Below are 15528 nucleotides of genomic sequence, written 5' to 3' on the forward strand. Positions count from 1 at the left end.
TATGGCCTTTTTGTATGTTCACTCCCACCGGGGGAAGTCCGTTGTCCCGCCGTCCGCCGCCGACTCGGGATCCGGGCCGGCGACGCCGGCCGCCGATCTCCCGAGGAGACGCCATGTCCGAGGTCAAACGCCGCGATCTGCTGGCCGGGGCCGCCGCACTCACCGGTTTCGCGACCGTCGGCCTGCTCCCCGGCACCGCCGCCGCCGCGACCCGGCAGCGCCCCGGTGCCCTCCGGCCGCCCTCCCTCACCGCCGGCGACAGGGCGGTGGTCGCCCGCGTCGACGCCCGCCGGGCGCTGCGGCACCTGAAAGTGCTCAGCGACGAGATCGGCTGGCGCATCGCCGGGACGCCGTCGGAGCACCGTGCCGCCCGCTATATCGCCGGATGCCTGCGCGAACTCGGCTACAGGGTCGAACTCCAGCCCTTCCCGGTCGCCGACAAGTACCTGGCCGAGATCCGATCCAAGGGCGAGCGGGTCTGGCAGTGCAGTGCCTCCCCGCAGGGCGCCGTCGCCTCCGTGGACGGCACGGTGGTGGACGTGGGCCGGGTCACCGAGGTCACCGGTGACGTGCGCGGCGGCCTGGTGCTGTTCGACCGGATCCCCGGCATGGAGACCGAGCAGGCCAAGGCCGCCGCGGGCGCGGGCGCCGCAGCGGCCCTCATCGTCAACGCGCGCTCGGTCACCTACCCGGAGCGCAAGGCCGGCGCCTTCGTCCCGACGCTGAAGGAGACGGTCGCGATCCCGGTGCTGGGCCTGGCCGAGTACCACGGCGAGCGGATCCGCGCGGGCGCCCGGCGCCTCTCCTTCGAGATCACCCACCATTCGGGGCTGACCTCGTACAACGTCCTGGCCGAGCGGAAGGCGACGCTGCCCAACCCCACCGGCAAGGCCGTCATCGTCAGCGCCCACTACGACACCGTCCCGGGCTCGCCCGGCGCCAACGACGACGGCAGCGGAACCGTGCTGTGCCTGGAACTGGCCCGCGTGCTGAAACGGCTGCCGACCCAGCAGGCCGTGCGCGTCTGCCTGTGGGGCTCGGAGGAGTCCGGCCTGGTCGGAGCGCGGCACTACGTGAAGCAACTCGACGCGGAGGGCGTCGGGCGGATCACCGGCTGCTTCCAGAACGACATGGTCGCCACCAGCCATCCCCCGGCGGGCACGTACTGGCTGCTGTCCGTGGACGGCGCGGACAACACCACCACGGCCGCGGTGAACGCCGCCGCGGCCCGCCTCGGCTACTCCGACCAGACCAAGGGCCCCACCGCCCGGGGCTCCAGCGACCACGAGGCCTTCTACGAGCGCGGCATCCCGGCGGGCAACTTCAGCTGGCGCGGCGGGGAGGCGCCCAGCCAGCTGGAGCCCCTCTACCACACCCCCGAGGACACGATCGCCCAGAACGTCAGCCTGGAGCGGCTGCAGGTGTCCCTCGAACTGATCGGCTGCGCCCTCTACGACGTCGCCCGCCGCAAGTAGCCCGCGCCCGCGAAGGCCCCCGGTTCAGCCTGCGGGCGATCCCGCGCGGGCCGGCGCCCCGGCGGCCCCGCCCTCCCGGTCGGCGGCCGCCGGGGCGCCGGCCGCCGGTCCGGCCTGCCGTCCCGGCGCCTTGGCGTTGACGAAGACGCCCGCGACCAGTGCGGCCAGCAGGATGATGCCCGCGGAGGTCCAGGTCGCCACGGAGTAGCCGTGCACGGTCGCCTCGGCCAGCGCGGCCCTCACCTGCGGCGTCCGCTGGGCGAGGTCGACCTCGTGGCCGGTCAGCCAGTCCGCGGTCGCGCTCGCCGCGATCGTGTTGAGGAGCGCGGTGCCGACCGATCCGCCCACCTGCTGCATGGTGTTGAGGGTCGCCGAGGCCGCCCCCTGCTCGTGCGGGGCGACGCGGCCGGTGGCCGTGGACATGGCCGCCATGAAGGTGACGCCCATGCCGAGGCCCATCATGCAGATGCCGGGCAGGACGCGGCCGGGGTACGTGGCGTGGACGTCCATGGAGGCCAGGACGGCCAGCCCGCAGGCGGCCAGCACCAGGCCGGGGATGATCAGCGCCCGGACCGGCACCCGGGGCAGCAGCCGCACCGAGATCTGCGTGGAGCCGATGACCATGCACACGGTCATCGGCAGGTAGGCCGTGCCGGTCTTCAGCGGCGACCACCCCTTGATGCCCTGCAGGTAGAAGGTCAGGAAGAGGAAGACGCCGAACATGGCGACGGTGACCAGGGCCATCGTCAGGTAGGCGCCCGCCCGCTGCCGGTCCCTGACGATGTGCAGGGGCAGCAGCGGCGTCCGGGCGCGGGTCTGCCACAGGGAGAACAGCCCGAGGACCAGCACGCCGCCGATGAGCAGGGCGAGCACCCGGGGGTCGTCCCAGTCCCGGGACTCGGCCTCGCTGAAGCCGTAGACGATGGACAGCACGCCGGCGGAGCCCAGCGCGGCGCCGAGGACGTCCAGCTGCGCACCGGCCTTGCGGCCGGGGTCGTCGAGCAGCACGACCGCGCCGAGCACTGCGACGGCCGCCACCGGGGCGTTGACGTACAGGCACCAGCGCCAGTCCAGGTACTCGGTCAAGAGGCCGCCGAGCAGCATGCCGATCGCGCTGCCCGCGCCGGCGATGGCGCCGAACACGCCGAACGCCCTGCCGCGTTCGCGCGGGTCGGTGAAGGTCGTGGTCAGCAGGGACAGCGCGGCCGGGGCCAGCAGCGCGGCGAAGACGCCCTGCAGGGCGCGGGCGGCGAACAGCATGCCGGGGCCGGTGGCGGCCCCGCCGAGCGCGGAGGCCGCGGCGAAGCCGAGCAGGCCGGTGATGAAGGCGCGCCTGCGTCCGAACAGGTCGCCGAGGCGCCCGCCGAGCAGGAGCAGGCCCCCGAAGGCGAGGGTGTAGGCGGTGATGGCCCACTGCCGGTTGCCGTCGGTCATGCCGAGGTCGCGCTGGGCGGACGGCAGGGCGATGTTGACGATGGTCATGTCCAGCACCACGATCAGCTGGGCGAGGGCGATGACCACCAGCCCCCACCAGCGGCGGGAGCTCGAACCGGGTGGAGCCTCCGTCGTGGTGCCGGAGCGGGTGGGGATGTTCTCGGGTGAGGCCGTCTCGGCCATGTGGCGGATGCCTTCCACTCGTATCGCGAGCCGCCCGGACCGTTCGCCGCGCGGCGTCCTGACGAACACGAGACGCCGCCGCACCGGCCCCCGTAACAGCGGAGGCGATGTGACGTAGGCCACCCGAGCGCGGGTGTTACAAAACGGCGGGCTGCGACGTCCAGTGCACGAGGCAGGGGTGGCAACGCACAGTCAGGAGCCGGGGATGAGCGAGCGCACGGAACGGACCGCGGGGACAGCCGAGCCCGCGACCTCGGTGGACTCCGCCACCGAGGTGTTCGTCGTCCACCGCAACCTGCTGTTCACCGTCGCCTACGAGATGCTCGGCTCGGCCGCCGACGCCGAGGACGTCCTGCAGGAGACCTGGCTCCGCTGGGTGGACGTCGACACGGCCACCGTGCGGGAGCAGCGCGCCTACCTGGTGCGGATCGTCACCCGGCAGGCGCTGGACCGCCTGCGCGCGCTCGGCAGGCGCAAGGAGTCCTACGTCGGTCCGTGGCTGCCCGAGCCGCTGCTGACCACGCCCGACGTGGCCGAGGACGTCGAACTCGCCGAGAGCGTCTCGATGGCGATGCTGCTGGTGCTGGAGACCCTCGCGCCGACCGAGCGGGCGGTGTTCGTGCTGCGCGAGGTGTTCGGCCTCGGCTACGACGAGATCGCCGACGCCGTCGGCAAGAGCCCCGCCGCGGTCCGCCAGCTCGCCTACCGGGCGCGGGCGCACGTGGCCGCGCGCCGACCGCGCGGCGTCGCCTCCCCGGACGAGACCCGAGCGGCGCTCCTGGCCTTCCAGCGAGCGGTCGAGACCGGCGACCTGCAGAACCTGCTCGACGTCCTCGCACCGGACGTCGTCGCCCTGAGCGACGGCGGCGGAGTGAGGCACGCCCTGCCGCGGCCCGTCTCGGGCGCGGAGAACGTGGCCCGCCTGCTGGCCGCGGGCTGGTGGAAGCGCGACGCCGAGAGGTCGGTCGAGCTGGTGCAGGTCAACGGCGGCCCGGGGCTGCTCGTCCGAGTCGACGGCGAGGTCGACGGCGTGTTGGCGGTGCGGGTCGAGGGCGGCTGCGTCACCGGCGCGTACCACGTGCGCAACCCGGAGAAACTGTCGCACGTGGACCACGAGACCGCCCTGAGCCGCTGAGGCCGGAACGTCCACGGCCCACCGTCCCGGAGATCGCGGAGTGGGCCTAGCACTACCCCCATTGGCGTCCTGCCCCTACGGCCCGAGGGCCGCCTCCGGCCCGAGCATGGGTGTCATCGGCCCCCGGGAAGCGCCCGGCTCCGGCCGCACGAAGGGGAGATGGACACATGAGCGGGTCCAGGACTCGAACCACGGCGCTGTGCGCCGCGCTCGCCCTCGCCGGGACGCTCGCCCCGGCGATGCCGGCCCACGCCTTCGCCGGGCACCGGCCCGCCGCCCAGAGGATCCGGTCCTCCGGGACCACGGAGCTGACCTCCGGCTGGGCGATCCGATCGTCCGCCGACACGGACGACACCGGCGCCGAGATCTCCATGCCGGACTATTCGACCAAGGGGTGGCTGCCGCTGTCCCGGCCCCAGACGCTGATGGCGGGCCTGCTGGAGAACGGCCGGTACCCGAACATCTTCCACGACGACACCATGGCGAAGGTCCCGGCCAAGCAGTTCGACGTGAACTGGTGGTACCGCGACCAGCTCACCGTCCACCCCCGGAAGGGCGGCCGCACCTTCCTGGTGATGAACGGCGTCTCCGGAAAGGCCGACCTCTGGATCAACGGCAAGAAGATCGCCGGCGGCGCGCAGCTGCAGGGCTCCTACGCCCGGCTGGAGTACGACATCACGCCCTACGTCCGGGACGGGGCGAACGCCATCGCGCTCGACGTCTCCCGCAACGACGCCGACATCACCAAGTTCGACACGCCCATGCGGTACCTGACCCAGAACCAGGTCGACTGGAACCCGATGGCGCCCGACCAGAACACGGGGCTCCAGTACGCGCCGCAGATCGTCCAGGAGGGCCCGGTCTCGGTCCGCAACCTGCACGTCCTGCAGGACAACGCCCGCGACCTGTCCACCGCCGACCTGACCGTCAAGGCCGACGTGCGCAACAACACCGGGTCGGCTCAGCGGGTGGTCGTGTCCGGCGCGGTGACGCGCGGCTCCGCCCGCATCGCCTGCAAGACCACGGTCACGGTGCCCGCGCACGCGACCCGCACCGTCGCGATCGGCAAGGCGGACTGCCCCGGCCTGCACCTGGTGCGCCCGGCCGTGTGGTGGCCGTACCAGATGGGCGCCCAGCCGATGTACCACCTCGCGCTGAACGCGTCCGTGGGCGGAACGGTGTCCGGCGCCGCCGCCGAGGACTTCGGCATCCGGACGGTGACGTCCCGGCTCACCAAGCCCGTCCCCGGCAAGACCCACGGCAAGGACGGCTACCGGCAGTTCATCGTCAACGGCAAGCCGCTGGTCATCCGCGGCGCCGGATGGTCGCCGGACCTCTTCCTGCGCTACTCCCCGTCCAACGTCTCCGACCAGATCTCCTACATCCGGAACATGGGCCTGAACGCGGTCCGGTTCGAGGGCAACTTCCCGCCCGACGACATGTTCGCCCAGCTTGACAAGGCCGGCGTCCTCGCGATGCCGGGCTGGCAGTGCTGCGCCCTCTGGGAGGGCAAGTCGTCGACCTGGTCGGACGACGTCAAGGCCAACGCGTCCAACCAGGCGGGCACGATGGCGGAGCGGCTCCGCGACCACCCGAGCGTCTTCACCTTCTTCCAGGGCAGCGACGACGCGCCCGACCCGGAGAAGGAGGCCCTCTACCTGAAGGCGTTCGAGCGGGCCGACTTCCGGCTCCCGCAGGTCGCCGCGGCGGAGTACAAGGCGTCGCCCAAGCTCGGCCCCGCCGGAACCAAGGAGGGCGGCTACAACTACTTCCCGCCCAACGCCCTGTGGAACAACAGGCGGGAGACCGTCAACACCGACGACCCGACGCTCAGCATGACCGGCAGCGCCTGGGGGTTCGACACGGAGGTCAGCACCGGGAACACCATCCCGACGCAGGACTCGCTGAACCGCTTCCTCCCCCCGGACGAGCAGAAGAAGATCTGGGACCCGGCGACCGCCCAGGGCCAGACCGCCGGCCAGGACATGTACCACACGTTCTTCTACTCCGACTACACGCGCCTGTCCCGGATGGGCGTCTACAACACCCCGCTGTGGCACCGGTACGGCCCCTGGAAGGACGCCGCCTCCTACCAGAAGACCGTCCAGCTCGGTCAGTACGAGGTCACCCGCGCGCAGTTCGAGTCGTACGTCGGCAACTCCACCGACAAGGCGAACCCGAGCACCGGGATCATCTACTGGATGCTGAACAAGGCGTGGCCGTCGCTCCAGTGGAGCATGTACGGCACCGACTTCGACCAGCCGGGCGTCTACTTCGGAGCGAAGAAGGCCAACGAGCCCCTTCACGTCATGTACTCCTACGACGACGGCTCCGTCAAGGTCGCCAACCTGACCGGCGCCCGCCAGGACGGCCTGCGCGCCACCGCCCAGATCATCGACCTCGACGGCAAGGTCCGCGCCACCGCCACCGCGCCCGTCGGGGCGCTGGGCAGCCAGGACGTCCGGACGGTGCTGCGCCCGAAGGTCCCGGCCGGGATCTCCACGACCTACTTCGAGAAGCTCACCCTCACCCGCGGCTCCGAGGTCGTCAGCCGCAACGTGTACTGGCTGTCGACGAAGGCCGACAAGGTCGACTGGCCGAAGACGCACGCGCCCGGCCAGTACACCCCGTCCAACGGGTTCGCGGTCTTCCAGAAGGACGGCTACGCCGACCTGACCGGCCTGCGTTCGCTCGGGTCCGCTGACATCAAGGTCGAGGCCGCCACCCACCGCGAGGGCCGCGAGATGGTGACGAGCGTGACCGTCCGCAACGTCGGCCACGGCGGCACCCCCGCCCTGTTCACCCGGGCCGACCTGTTCGCGGGCGGCAAGCAGGTGCTGCCGATCCGCTGGAGCGACAACGACGTCACGCTCTGGCCCGGCGAGGAGCAGACCATCACCGCCCGCTACGCCGCCACGTCCGCCAAGCCCGACGTCCGCGTCAACGGCTTCAACGTCCCCACTCAGACCCGCCACGCCGGCTGACCGGCAGAACGAAGGCCGGACGGGGCCCCGCCCCGTCCGGCCTTCGCGCGTGCGCTACCGGGAGGTCATGGACCGGCCCTGGCAGAGCGCCGTCTGGACGGCTCTCTTCATGTCGTCGCTCTGCGCGTCCGAGCCGCCCGGGTCGAGGTTCACCATGACCGTCGCCTGGCTGCCGCCGACCGTGGCGCCGCTCGCGGTCTCGTACCCGAAGACGTCGCCGCCGTGCCCCCAGTACAGGCCGCCGCAGGGCAGGGGCCTGCTCTCCAGGCCGAGGCCGTAGGCCCGGCCGTCCGGGGCGCCGGTCGGCCGCGTCCTCATCATCTCCCGCAGCTGGGCCGGGCGCAGCAGCTCGCCGCCGACGAGCGCGCCCAGGAACCGGTCCACGTCGCCGCCACTGGAGATCATCCCGCCGGACGCGCCCGCGACCGAGGGATTGAACGCGGTGAGATCGACGAGCGGCGCGTCGCGGCCCGGCCGCACGTACCCGCGCGGGTGCGGTCCGGGGATCGCCGAGGCGTCCCCCGGCACGGACGTCCCGCGCAGGCCCAGCGGGGCGATGATGCGCTCCTGGACCTCCTCGCCCCAGGTGTGGCCGGTCGCCTTCTCGATGAGCATGCCGGCCAGCAGGTAGTCGGTGTTGGAGTAGCTCCAGCCGGCGCCCGGCGCGAAGACCGGCGGACGGGCGAGCGCGAGGTCCACCAGGTCGCGGGTGTCGTGGTGGGCGAGCGGATCCTTGAGGATCTCCTGCGGGTCCAGGGAGGCGAGGTAGTCCGGTACGCCGCTGGTGTGCTGCAGCAGCCGGCGGACGGTGATCTTCCGCCCGGGTGCGCCGTATCCGCGGAGGACACCGGGCAGGTACCGGTCCACCGGCGCGTCGAGCGAGACGCGGTGCTCTCCCACCAGCTGGAGCACGACCGTGGCCACGAACGGCTTGGTCATGCTCCCGATCCGGAAACCGCTGTCCCGGGGGACCGGCGCCTGGCTGTTCACGTCCGCGACGCCGCTGGTCAGCACCGTGCTGCCGCGCTGCTCCCGCAGGTGGAGGAGCGCTCCGGGGCCGCCGTCGACCGTGGTCAGCCGGTTCAGAAGCCGGCGCAGCTCCGCCTGGTCGGCGGCGCCGCCGACTCCCGCGGCGCCGTCGGCCCGCGACGTGCCGATGCCGGTCAGCGCGCTCACCGCGACACCGGCCGCCACGGCCAAGGTGATTGCGCCGCGCAGCGCGCGCCTCTGCTTGATCATGTTCGCTCCCTGAGTTCGGTGGTGACGGGTGGTCGCGTCCGGCTAGGCCGCCGCGGAGGCCTTGGCCGCGCGGTGCGCCGGAATGGACTGCCTCTGCTCCCGGGTGTGCGGGAAGAGGGCGAGCCAGATCAGGGCCGCACCCGCCGGCAGAAGGTCCAGGTCGGCCGTGATGACCACGAAGGCGAGGACGACGAGGACGGGGCTCGCGGCGACCGGCGCGCGCCGGGGGCCGACGACCGCGTGCTGGACGAGCAGCGCGGTCAGGCCCAGCATGAAGAGCACCGGCCCGATCTCGTAGAACGCCTGAGGGAGCACGGCCGGAACGTCCGCGTACCGGTCGGAGAGCGCGCTCTTCTCGGCGGAGTCCGCCGCCCGCAGGCCGACGACGATGTCGATGATCGCGACTCGGACGAAGGTGACCAGCCCGACGGCGGCCATCGCGGTGAGGGCGCCGGCGGTGACCCGGCGCGCCCTGCCGCCCTCCGTGACCGGCATCCGCCGCCACAGGCCCGCGATCACCGCCCCGTACAGGAGCAGCGACCCCAGGAAGAGCAGGTGACCCACCGTCCAGGCGGGGCCGGGCCCGTGCTGCCCGTCGCGGCCGTCGATCAGCCGGACGGCGCCGTAGGCGAGCATGAGGGCGGGGGCGAGATGGAAGGCGATCCTGATCATGAGCGGTTCTCCCGGAGGTCGAGGCTTGCGTCCCTGCGTTCTCGATCTTCAGGGAGGGCGGTGGTCCGGGGGATCGCCGTCGCGAGGGGTCTTCGGGCCTCGGTGATGCGGGGGAGAACCGGGGTGCGGCTCCCCCGCGCGAGGGAGCCGCACCCTTCAGGAGGGCTCGATCAGCCGGGTCTCGTACGCGGCGATGACGGCCTGGGTGCGGTCGCGGATGCCGAGCTTGGCCAGGACGTTGCTCACGTGGGTCTTCACGGTGTGCTCGCTGACGACCATGGCCGCGGCGATCTCCGCGTTCGACAGGCCGCGGCCCAGCAGGCGCAGGGTCTCGCGCTCCCGCTCGGTCAGGACCGACAGGCGGTCGGAGACCGCCGCGCCGGCGCGCGGGCGGTTGCGCGTGATGTCGGAGATCAGGCGGCGGGTGACGGTGGGCGCGAGCAGCGACTCCCCGGCCGCCACCACCCGCACCGCGTGCACGAGGTCGTCGCGGCGCACGTCCTTGAGCAGGAACCCGCTCGCCCCGGCGTAGAGCGCGTCGTAGACGTAGTCGTCCTGGTCGAACGTGGTGAGCATGATCACGCGGGTGCGGGTCCCGGCGCACACGGCCTTCGCGGCCTCGATGCCGTCCATGCCCGGCATGCGGATGTCGAGCAGCGCGACGTCGGGGTCGTGCTCGCCCACGGCGGCGACCGCGGCGGCGCCGTCCTCCGCCTCGCCCACCACCTCGATGTCGGGCTGCGCGTCCAGGATCATCGCGAAGCCGGTGCGGACGAGCTCCTGGTCGTCGGCGAGCACCACCCGGATCACGCGGCCACCGCCGCGGCGCAGGGCAGCGTCGCCGAGACCCGGAACCCGCCGCCCGGCAGGGGACCGGCCTCGGCCGTGCCGCCGCAGGCGGCGGCGCGTTCACCGATGCCGATGAGGCCGTCGCCGCCCCGCCGCCAGCCCGGATCGGCCCCGGCCCGGCCCCGCCCGTCGTCGGTCACCGTGATCTCCAGTTCGTGGTCGGTCCAGCGGAGCAGGACCTCGGCCGTCCGCGCGCCGGCGTGCTTCACCGTGTTGGTCAGCGCCTCCTGCACGATGCGGTACGCCGCCAGGTCGGCGTCGGCGGCCAGGCCGCGGCGCACGCCCTCGACCGTGAGCCGCACGCGGACCTGGGTGCGGTTGACGTGCTCGACCAGGCCGGGCAGCGCGCCGATGGTCGGCTGAGGCGCGCGTACGCCGTGGTCCTGCTCCTCCTTCAGCACGCCCAGCGTGCGCCGCAGCTGGGTCATCGCGTCCCGGCCCGCGTCGGCGATCGCGTCGAAGACCCGTTCGGCCTGGCCGGGATCGGTGTGGACGACCACCGGACCGGCCTCCGCCTGAACGACCATGAGGCTGACGGCGTGCGCGAGCACGTCGTGCATGTCGCGGGCGATGCGGGCCCGTTCCTCCGCCGCCGCCCGCGCCGCCTCGGCCTGGCGCTCGCGTTCGAGCGCCTCGCGTTCGCGTTCGAGCTGCGCGGAGCGTTCCACCAGCGCGTTCGACCGCTCCCGCGCGGTCCGCGCCAGCGTGCCGAGCAGGAACGCCGTCATGGGGAGCAGCAGCGTGAACATGAACTCGCCCGCGTCGTTGTTCTTCACGAGCAGTGCACCGGGCGGGATGGACGCCACGATCACGCCGATGAAACCCCACCTCTGCCAGCGATGCCGCCCCAGGTCGGCAAGGGTGTAGATGGCCACCAGCGCGCCGTACTGCAGCATCAGGCCCGGCCGGTGGTGCAGCGACACCCCCATGGCGAAGCACGCGACCACCAGCGCGATCGCGAACGGCGCCCGGCGCCGCCACACGAGCGGGACGACCGTGCCGAGGTTGAACACCACTCCGAGCGGCGTGACCTCCGGCGCCGTGGCGAACGGCACGAAGACCGGGACGGCGACCGCCGCGGCGACCAGCACGTCCACCAGGCGGCCGCCCTCCCCAGGCCGCCGCCGCAGCCACCTGAGGAAACCGAAACCGCGCAACCGATCTGACATCCCCCCAGTATCGGCCGCCGCACGACACGTCCACCTCGCTCGCACGACGGATCTTCACAACCTCCGACGCCGCGACATCGCCGCCCGGCACCTGTGACTCCGTCGAAGGACTACGGCCGAGAACCAAGGCTCGAAGACGGGATCAGCGCGGGGCAGGTAGCGGCGGTGTGCCCAGCCGGTAGGGCATGAGCTGCAAGTGGACGTCGTGTTGGAGCGCGTAGGCGGAGACGTCCACAAGTCTGAGCTCGCTGCGTTCACGCAGTGCCTGCACCTGTGCCCACGACAGGCTGCCGTTTGCGGCGAGCGCCGTGGAAAGGGCGTGGTGCCCGCTGGGCGGGATCGTCCGGTCGATCAGGTCACGTTCCGTTCGGAGACCCGCGACCGACAGCCACCCCCAGCCGTTGCGGTGTGCCATCGACCGTGCCGCCCGCGCCTTGGCGCGGTTGATGCTCAGAGCGATCTCCCACAGAGGCTTGACCTCGATGAGCACTGTCCGCCCGTCGTCGGTGACGATCAGAAGGTCGGGGTGGTACCGCCGCGCTCTCGTTCCGTAGTGGTAATCGACGACGCAGGGCTGTTCCTGGAAGTAGGCGATTCTCTCGCAGTGCTCAAGGGCGTCGATGACGTTCCGCTCCAACCCCGATTCGAAGGCCACCTTGCGGCCGAGCTTGGTGGACGGATAGAGGCCGGCCAGCTCGTCCATCTCGATCCCCCGAGAGGCGCGCAGGCTGTCACGGGAGGGCGGGGAACTTAGATCCGCAGGCCAGTGCGTGTGCGCAAGCCACCTTGCGACCCACCGCTCCGCACGGCCGCCTTCCGCTCTCTGATCGGCCTTGGCGGACGCGCTACGGGCACTGGCCCGTTGAAGAGCAAGGGCTGCGATCCGTGTGGCGTCGGCTCGGTAGAACCCGGCAGCAGCCAGCAGCAGCGGCAGGCTGGTCCGCTGACTTACGGTGAACGTCGTAGCAGCCAGCTCGTAGATTCGGTCGGCGAACTCCTCGTCTGAGCCGTCGCCGCCATGCCGCTCGAGCAACGTGGCGAGGGAGGCCCCCGGAGTGCCCGGCTGCCGAGCCCGACGGACCAGCCTGCCGGCCGCCTTGTTCTGGAGCTGGCGCACGCGTTCGCGTGAGACCCCGAGGTGATCTCCGATCGCCTGGAGAGTGCGGGCGTCTCCTCGCAGCCCCAACCTCGCTGCCATGATCTCGCCCAGCCGCCGGTCGGGAAGCCCGGACAGGGCCTCGGCCACGAGGCCACCCAGCTCCGCGGCGAGATCGGATTCGGCAGCGGCGTCCTCAGAACCGGCGCGTGTCACTCCCCACCGTCGCGAAGCACCCACCTCCAGGTCCGTGCGCCTCAGTCGAAGGTGGTGGAGATCTCGTGCCAGCCGCCGGGAACGAGGGCGGCGGCTTCGTCCGGCCCCCAGGAGCCTTTGGCGTAGGGGAGGGGCTGGGTGGGGAGGTCGAGGACGGGCTGGATGATGCGCCAGGACTCTTCAGCCAGGTCGAAGCGGACGAACCGGCGGGGGTCGCCGGTCACGGCGTCGGTGAGGATCCGCTGGTAGGCCGCCTCCATCGGGCCCAGGACCTTGGTGAAGTCCACGCTGAGCGGGACTTTCCGTGTGCTGTCGCGTCCGGGGACCTTGGCGAGCAGGTCGAACGTGACCCCCGCGTCGGGCTGGATGCGGAAGCGGATCAGATTGGGCTCTGGGGCGCCGTCGAAGTAGGTGGTGGGCGGGGTGCGGAGTTGGGCGACCACCTCCAGGTCGGTGGTGCCCAGTGCCTTGCCGGAACGGATGTAGAACGGGACGTCGGCCCAGCGCCAGTTGTTGATGCGCAGGCGCAGCGCCGCGTAGGTCTCGGTGGTCGAACCCTCGCGGACGCCCTCGGTGGTGAGGTAGCCGTCGTACTGGCCGCGGACGACATCGCCGGGCGCGACGGTCTCGACGGCGCGCAGCACCCGCCACTTCTCGTCGATGAAGGCGCGTGCGTCGGTCGACGGCGGCGGGTCCATGGCCAGGAGCGCCAGGATCTGCAGAAGGTGGTTCTGAACGACATCGCGGATCGTGCCGTTGGCGTCGTAGAACGAGCCGCGGTCGGCGACGTCGAAGTCCTCGGCCATGGTGATCTGCACGTTGTCCACGTAGTGACGGTTCCAGATCGGCTCCAGGAGCATGTTCTCGAACCGGAACATCAGCAGGTCCTCGATCGGCTCCTTGCCGAGGAAGTGGTCGACGCGCCTCAGATGGTCCTCGTCGAAGAACTCCAGCAACTCGGCGTTCAACGCCCGCGCCGACTCCAGGTCATTGCCGAACGGCTTCTCGACGACCATTCGGGCGTTCCTGTTGAGGCCCACCTTGGCCAGGCCCCCCGCGACCGTCGCGAACAGCGAAGGAGGAACCGCCAGGTAGTGAGTGAGGAATCCCGCGTCGCCGACCTCGCGACGGATCGCATCGAAGGTGGCGCCGTCGGTGTAGTCGCCCGCGACGAGTCGCAGGTTCCCTGCGAACTTGTTGAACGCCGCGTCGTCCACCTTGTCGTACTTGGCCTCGCAGGCCTCACGGGCCCGACCTCGCAGCCCGGCCAGGTCGAGGTCGGTCTTGGCGACCCCCACGACCGGCTGGTCCAGCACCCCGTCCGCCGTCAGCCGGTACAACGCCGGCAGCAGCATCTTGTACGCCAGGTTCCCGGTGATCCCAAACAGCACCAACGCGTCGGCCCGCTCCATCGCCAGCCCCCTCTCGTCGGCTCACAGCTTGCCGTCCCGGCCATGCGGTGAACAAGGCCCCGGGGTCGTGGGTGCCTGTCACTCGGCGAGTTGATTGTCGTTGACACAAGCGACTTTCATAAATATTGTGTGAGTGCGTTGTTGCGAGTCTTTGTCGTGCGAATAACCTCCGATGGCTCCGATCAGTCTCCACCTGTCCGTGCCGTGTCGCTAGATCGTCGGTACCGGCTGGGCTGACCGCTGAGCTACTTGTCCGTTCGTATTTGGAGCGGTCCAGCCTCGAATTGACGCTGCGCAACTGTACGGAGCCGCCGTGCGCATCCCATCGCCACCGCCGACCCGGATACCCAGCCCACCCGGAAGACTGCCGGTCATCGGCCACAGCCTGTCCCTGATGCGTGACCCGCTGGCCTTCATGGAGTCACTACGACCGTACGGCGACGTGGTCCGCGTCTTCATCGGCCGCCTTCCCGTGTACGTGGTGACCTCGTCGTCGCTCGTCCATCACCTCCTCGTGGCGGAGGCGGGCAACGTGGAGAAGGGGAAGCTCTTCGACAAGGTCCGGCCTCTGATCGGCAACGGCGTCTTCACCTCGAACGGCGCCTTCCACATGCGTCAGCGGCGGCTGCTCCAGCCCGCATTCCACCGCGACCGCATCGCCGGTTACACCCGCGTCATGAGCGAGGAGACCGCGCGGCGGGCCGGGGAATGGCGGCCGCGGCAGGTGCTCGACGTCCAGCGGGAGCTCTTCGACCTGACGTTGAAGATCATCGCCGCCACGCTGTTCGCCACCGACCATGCCCGCGAGGTCGTCGCGGAGTTCCAGCAGAACTTCCCGCGCATCGTCGCGGGGATCGGCTGGCGCACCATCGCGCCGACGCCGCTGGTCGAACGGCTTCCCGTGCCGGCCAACCGCCGGTTCGACGAGGCGACGCGGGGACTGCGCCGGGCGATCCAGGAGACGATCGCGAGGTATCGGGCCGACGGTCGCGACCACGGCGACATTCTCTCCATGCTGCTCGCGGCCAAGGACGAGCGCACGGGTGAGGGCATGAGCGACGAAGAGATCCACGACGAGGTCATCGCGTTGCTCGTGGGGGGCACCGAGAGCACCGCGCTGACCCTGTCCTGGCTGTTCTACGAACTCGGACGGCATCCGGAGCTGGAGGCACGGCTCCACGCGGAGATTCGTACCGTTCTGGGAGACCGGCAGATCGGGTTCGAGGACGTCGGTGAGATGACCTTCGTGCGGGCCCTCATCACCGAGACGCTCCGGCTCCACCATCCCATCTGGATCGTGATGCGCAGAGCGCGATCGCCGATCGACCTCGGAGGCGTGCGGATTCCCCGGGGAGCGGAGATCGTCTTCAGCCCCCACACGCAGCAGCTGGATCCCGACCTCTTCCCCGAGCCTCATCGGTTCGTGCCCGGCCGCTGGCTGTCATCGTCCGCTCCCGTGCCCCGGGAGTGTTTTCTGCCGTTCGGGGCGGGTCGCCGCGTGTGCCTGGGCGATGCGTTCGCCTGGACCGAGATGACGGTGACCGTCACCACCATCGCCGCCCACTGGTCGCTGACCCCTGCCCCGGGGAGCCGCGTGCGTCCACTCGCACTCGCGACCGTGTACCCCCGCGACCTGCGAATGGTCCTCGATCCGCGTCCCTAGT

11 protein-coding genes are annotated in these 15528 nt (G+C 71.3%); 4 read left to right on the top strand and 7 right to left on the bottom strand.

Annotation, left to right across the window (positions count from 1 at the left end; genetic code table 11):
- Positions 1–113: 113 nt before the first annotated feature.
- On the top strand, positions 114–1475 hold the full coding sequence (locus ABD944_RS23025) for a M20/M25/M40 family metallo-hydrolase (protein ID WP_345179654.1): 1362 nt from the start codon (positions 114–116) through the stop codon (positions 1473–1475).
- 24 nt (positions 1476–1499) lie between these two features.
- Here the strand turns inward: ABD944_RS23025 and ABD944_RS23030 are convergent, their stop codons facing one another.
- Entirely contained in the window at positions 1500–3092 is a 1593-nt protein-coding gene (locus ABD944_RS23030) for an MFS transporter (protein WP_345179656.1), read from the bottom strand.
- Between the two features lie 205 nt (positions 3093–3297).
- Between ABD944_RS23030 and ABD944_RS23035 the strand changes: the two genes are divergently transcribed.
- Both ABD944_RS23035 and ABD944_RS23040 read left to right on the top strand, forming a co-directional pair.
- The gene (locus ABD944_RS23035) at positions 3298–4227 is read left to right on the top strand and encodes an RNA polymerase sigma-70 factor (RefSeq protein ID WP_345179658.1); all 930 of its coding nucleotides are present in this window, start codon (positions 3298–3300) and stop codon (positions 4225–4227) included.
- Between the two features lie 167 nt (positions 4228–4394).
- The gene (locus ABD944_RS23040) at positions 4395–7211 is read left to right on the top strand and encodes a glycoside hydrolase family 2 protein (RefSeq protein WP_345179659.1); all 2817 of its coding nucleotides are present in this window, start codon (positions 4395–4397) and stop codon (positions 7209–7211) included.
- 54 nt (positions 7212–7265) lie between these two features.
- On the opposite strand, the gene ABD944_RS23045 is transcribed toward ABD944_RS23040, so the two are convergent.
- The 6 genes from ABD944_RS23045 to zwf form a co-directional block, all read right to left on the bottom strand.
- Positions 7266–8450, bottom strand: coding sequence for a serine hydrolase domain-containing protein (locus tag ABD944_RS23045; protein ID WP_345179661.1), 1185 nt, complete (start codon positions 8448–8450; stop codon positions 7266–7268).
- Positions 8451–8492: 42 nt separating this feature from the next.
- Positions 8493–9122: a hypothetical protein gene (locus ABD944_RS23050; protein WP_345179662.1), complete on the bottom strand. Its 630-nt coding sequence runs from the start codon at positions 9120–9122 to the stop codon at positions 8493–8495.
- A 156-nt stretch (positions 9123–9278) separates the two neighbouring features.
- On the bottom strand, positions 9279–9932 hold the full coding sequence (locus tag ABD944_RS23055) for a response regulator (RefSeq protein ID WP_345179664.1): 654 nt from the start codon (positions 9930–9932) through the stop codon (positions 9279–9281).
- Positions 9929–11140 (bottom strand): sensor histidine kinase, encoded by a 1212-nt coding sequence (locus tag ABD944_RS23060; protein ID WP_345179665.1) that lies wholly within the window; start codon positions 11138–11140, stop codon positions 9929–9931. Before ABD944_RS23060 ends, ABD944_RS23055 begins: the two co-directional genes overlap by 4 nt.
- Positions 11141–11282: 142 nt before the next feature.
- Positions 11283–12386 (bottom strand): TnsA endonuclease N-terminal domain-containing protein, encoded by a 1104-nt coding sequence (locus tag ABD944_RS23065; protein WP_345179668.1) that lies wholly within the window; start codon positions 12384–12386, stop codon positions 11283–11285.
- Positions 12387–12493: 107 nt separating this feature from the next.
- A complete protein-coding gene (gene zwf / locus ABD944_RS23070; protein ID WP_345179669.1) occupies positions 12494–13864 on the bottom strand; it encodes a glucose-6-phosphate dehydrogenase in 1371 nt (456 codons plus the stop codon).
- A 313-nt stretch (positions 13865–14177) separates the two neighbouring features.
- Here zwf and ABD944_RS23075 point away from each other — a divergent pair, with 313 nt between their 5' ends.
- Positions 14178–15527, top strand: a complete 1350-nt coding sequence (locus tag ABD944_RS23075) for a cytochrome P450 (RefSeq protein ID WP_345179671.1) — start codon at positions 14178–14180, stop codon at positions 15525–15527.
- The last annotated feature ends 1 nt before the right edge of the window (position 15528 follow it).

The sequence above is a fragment of the Actinomadura verrucosospora genome (assembly GCF_039540335.1).
GTDB lineage: Bacteria > Actinomycetota > Actinomycetes > Streptosporangiales > Streptosporangiaceae > Spirillospora > Spirillospora verrucosospora.

Excerpts from the sequence above, each read along its gene's own strand:
- ABD944_RS23025 (WP_345179654.1), top strand. The coding sequence starts at position 114 with ATGTCCGAGGTCAAACGCCGCGATCTGCTGGCCGGGGCCGCCGCACTC.
- ABD944_RS23030 (WP_345179656.1), bottom strand. The coding sequence starts at position 3,092 with ATGGCCGAGACGGCCTCACCCGAGAACATCCCCACCCGCTCCGGCACC.
- ABD944_RS23035 (WP_345179658.1), top strand. The coding sequence starts at position 3,298 with ATGAGCGAGCGCACGGAACGGACCGCGGGGACAGCCGAGCCCGCGACC.
- ABD944_RS23045 (WP_345179661.1), bottom strand. The coding sequence starts at position 8,450 with ATGATCAAGCAGAGGCGCGCGCTGCGCGGCGCAATCACCTTGGCCGTG.
- zwf (WP_345179669.1), bottom strand. The coding sequence starts at position 13,864 with ATGGAGCGGGCCGACGCGTTGGTGCTGTTTGGGATCACCGGGAACCTG.
- ABD944_RS23050 (WP_345179662.1), bottom strand. The coding sequence starts at position 9,122 with ATGATCAGGATCGCCTTCCATCTCGCCCCCGCCCTCATGCTCGCCTAC.
- ABD944_RS23060 (WP_345179665.1), bottom strand. The coding sequence starts at position 11,140 with ATGTCAGATCGGTTGCGCGGTTTCGGTTTCCTCAGGTGGCTGCGGCGG.
- ABD944_RS23040 (WP_345179659.1), top strand. The coding sequence starts at position 4,395 with ATGAGCGGGTCCAGGACTCGAACCACGGCGCTGTGCGCCGCGCTCGCC.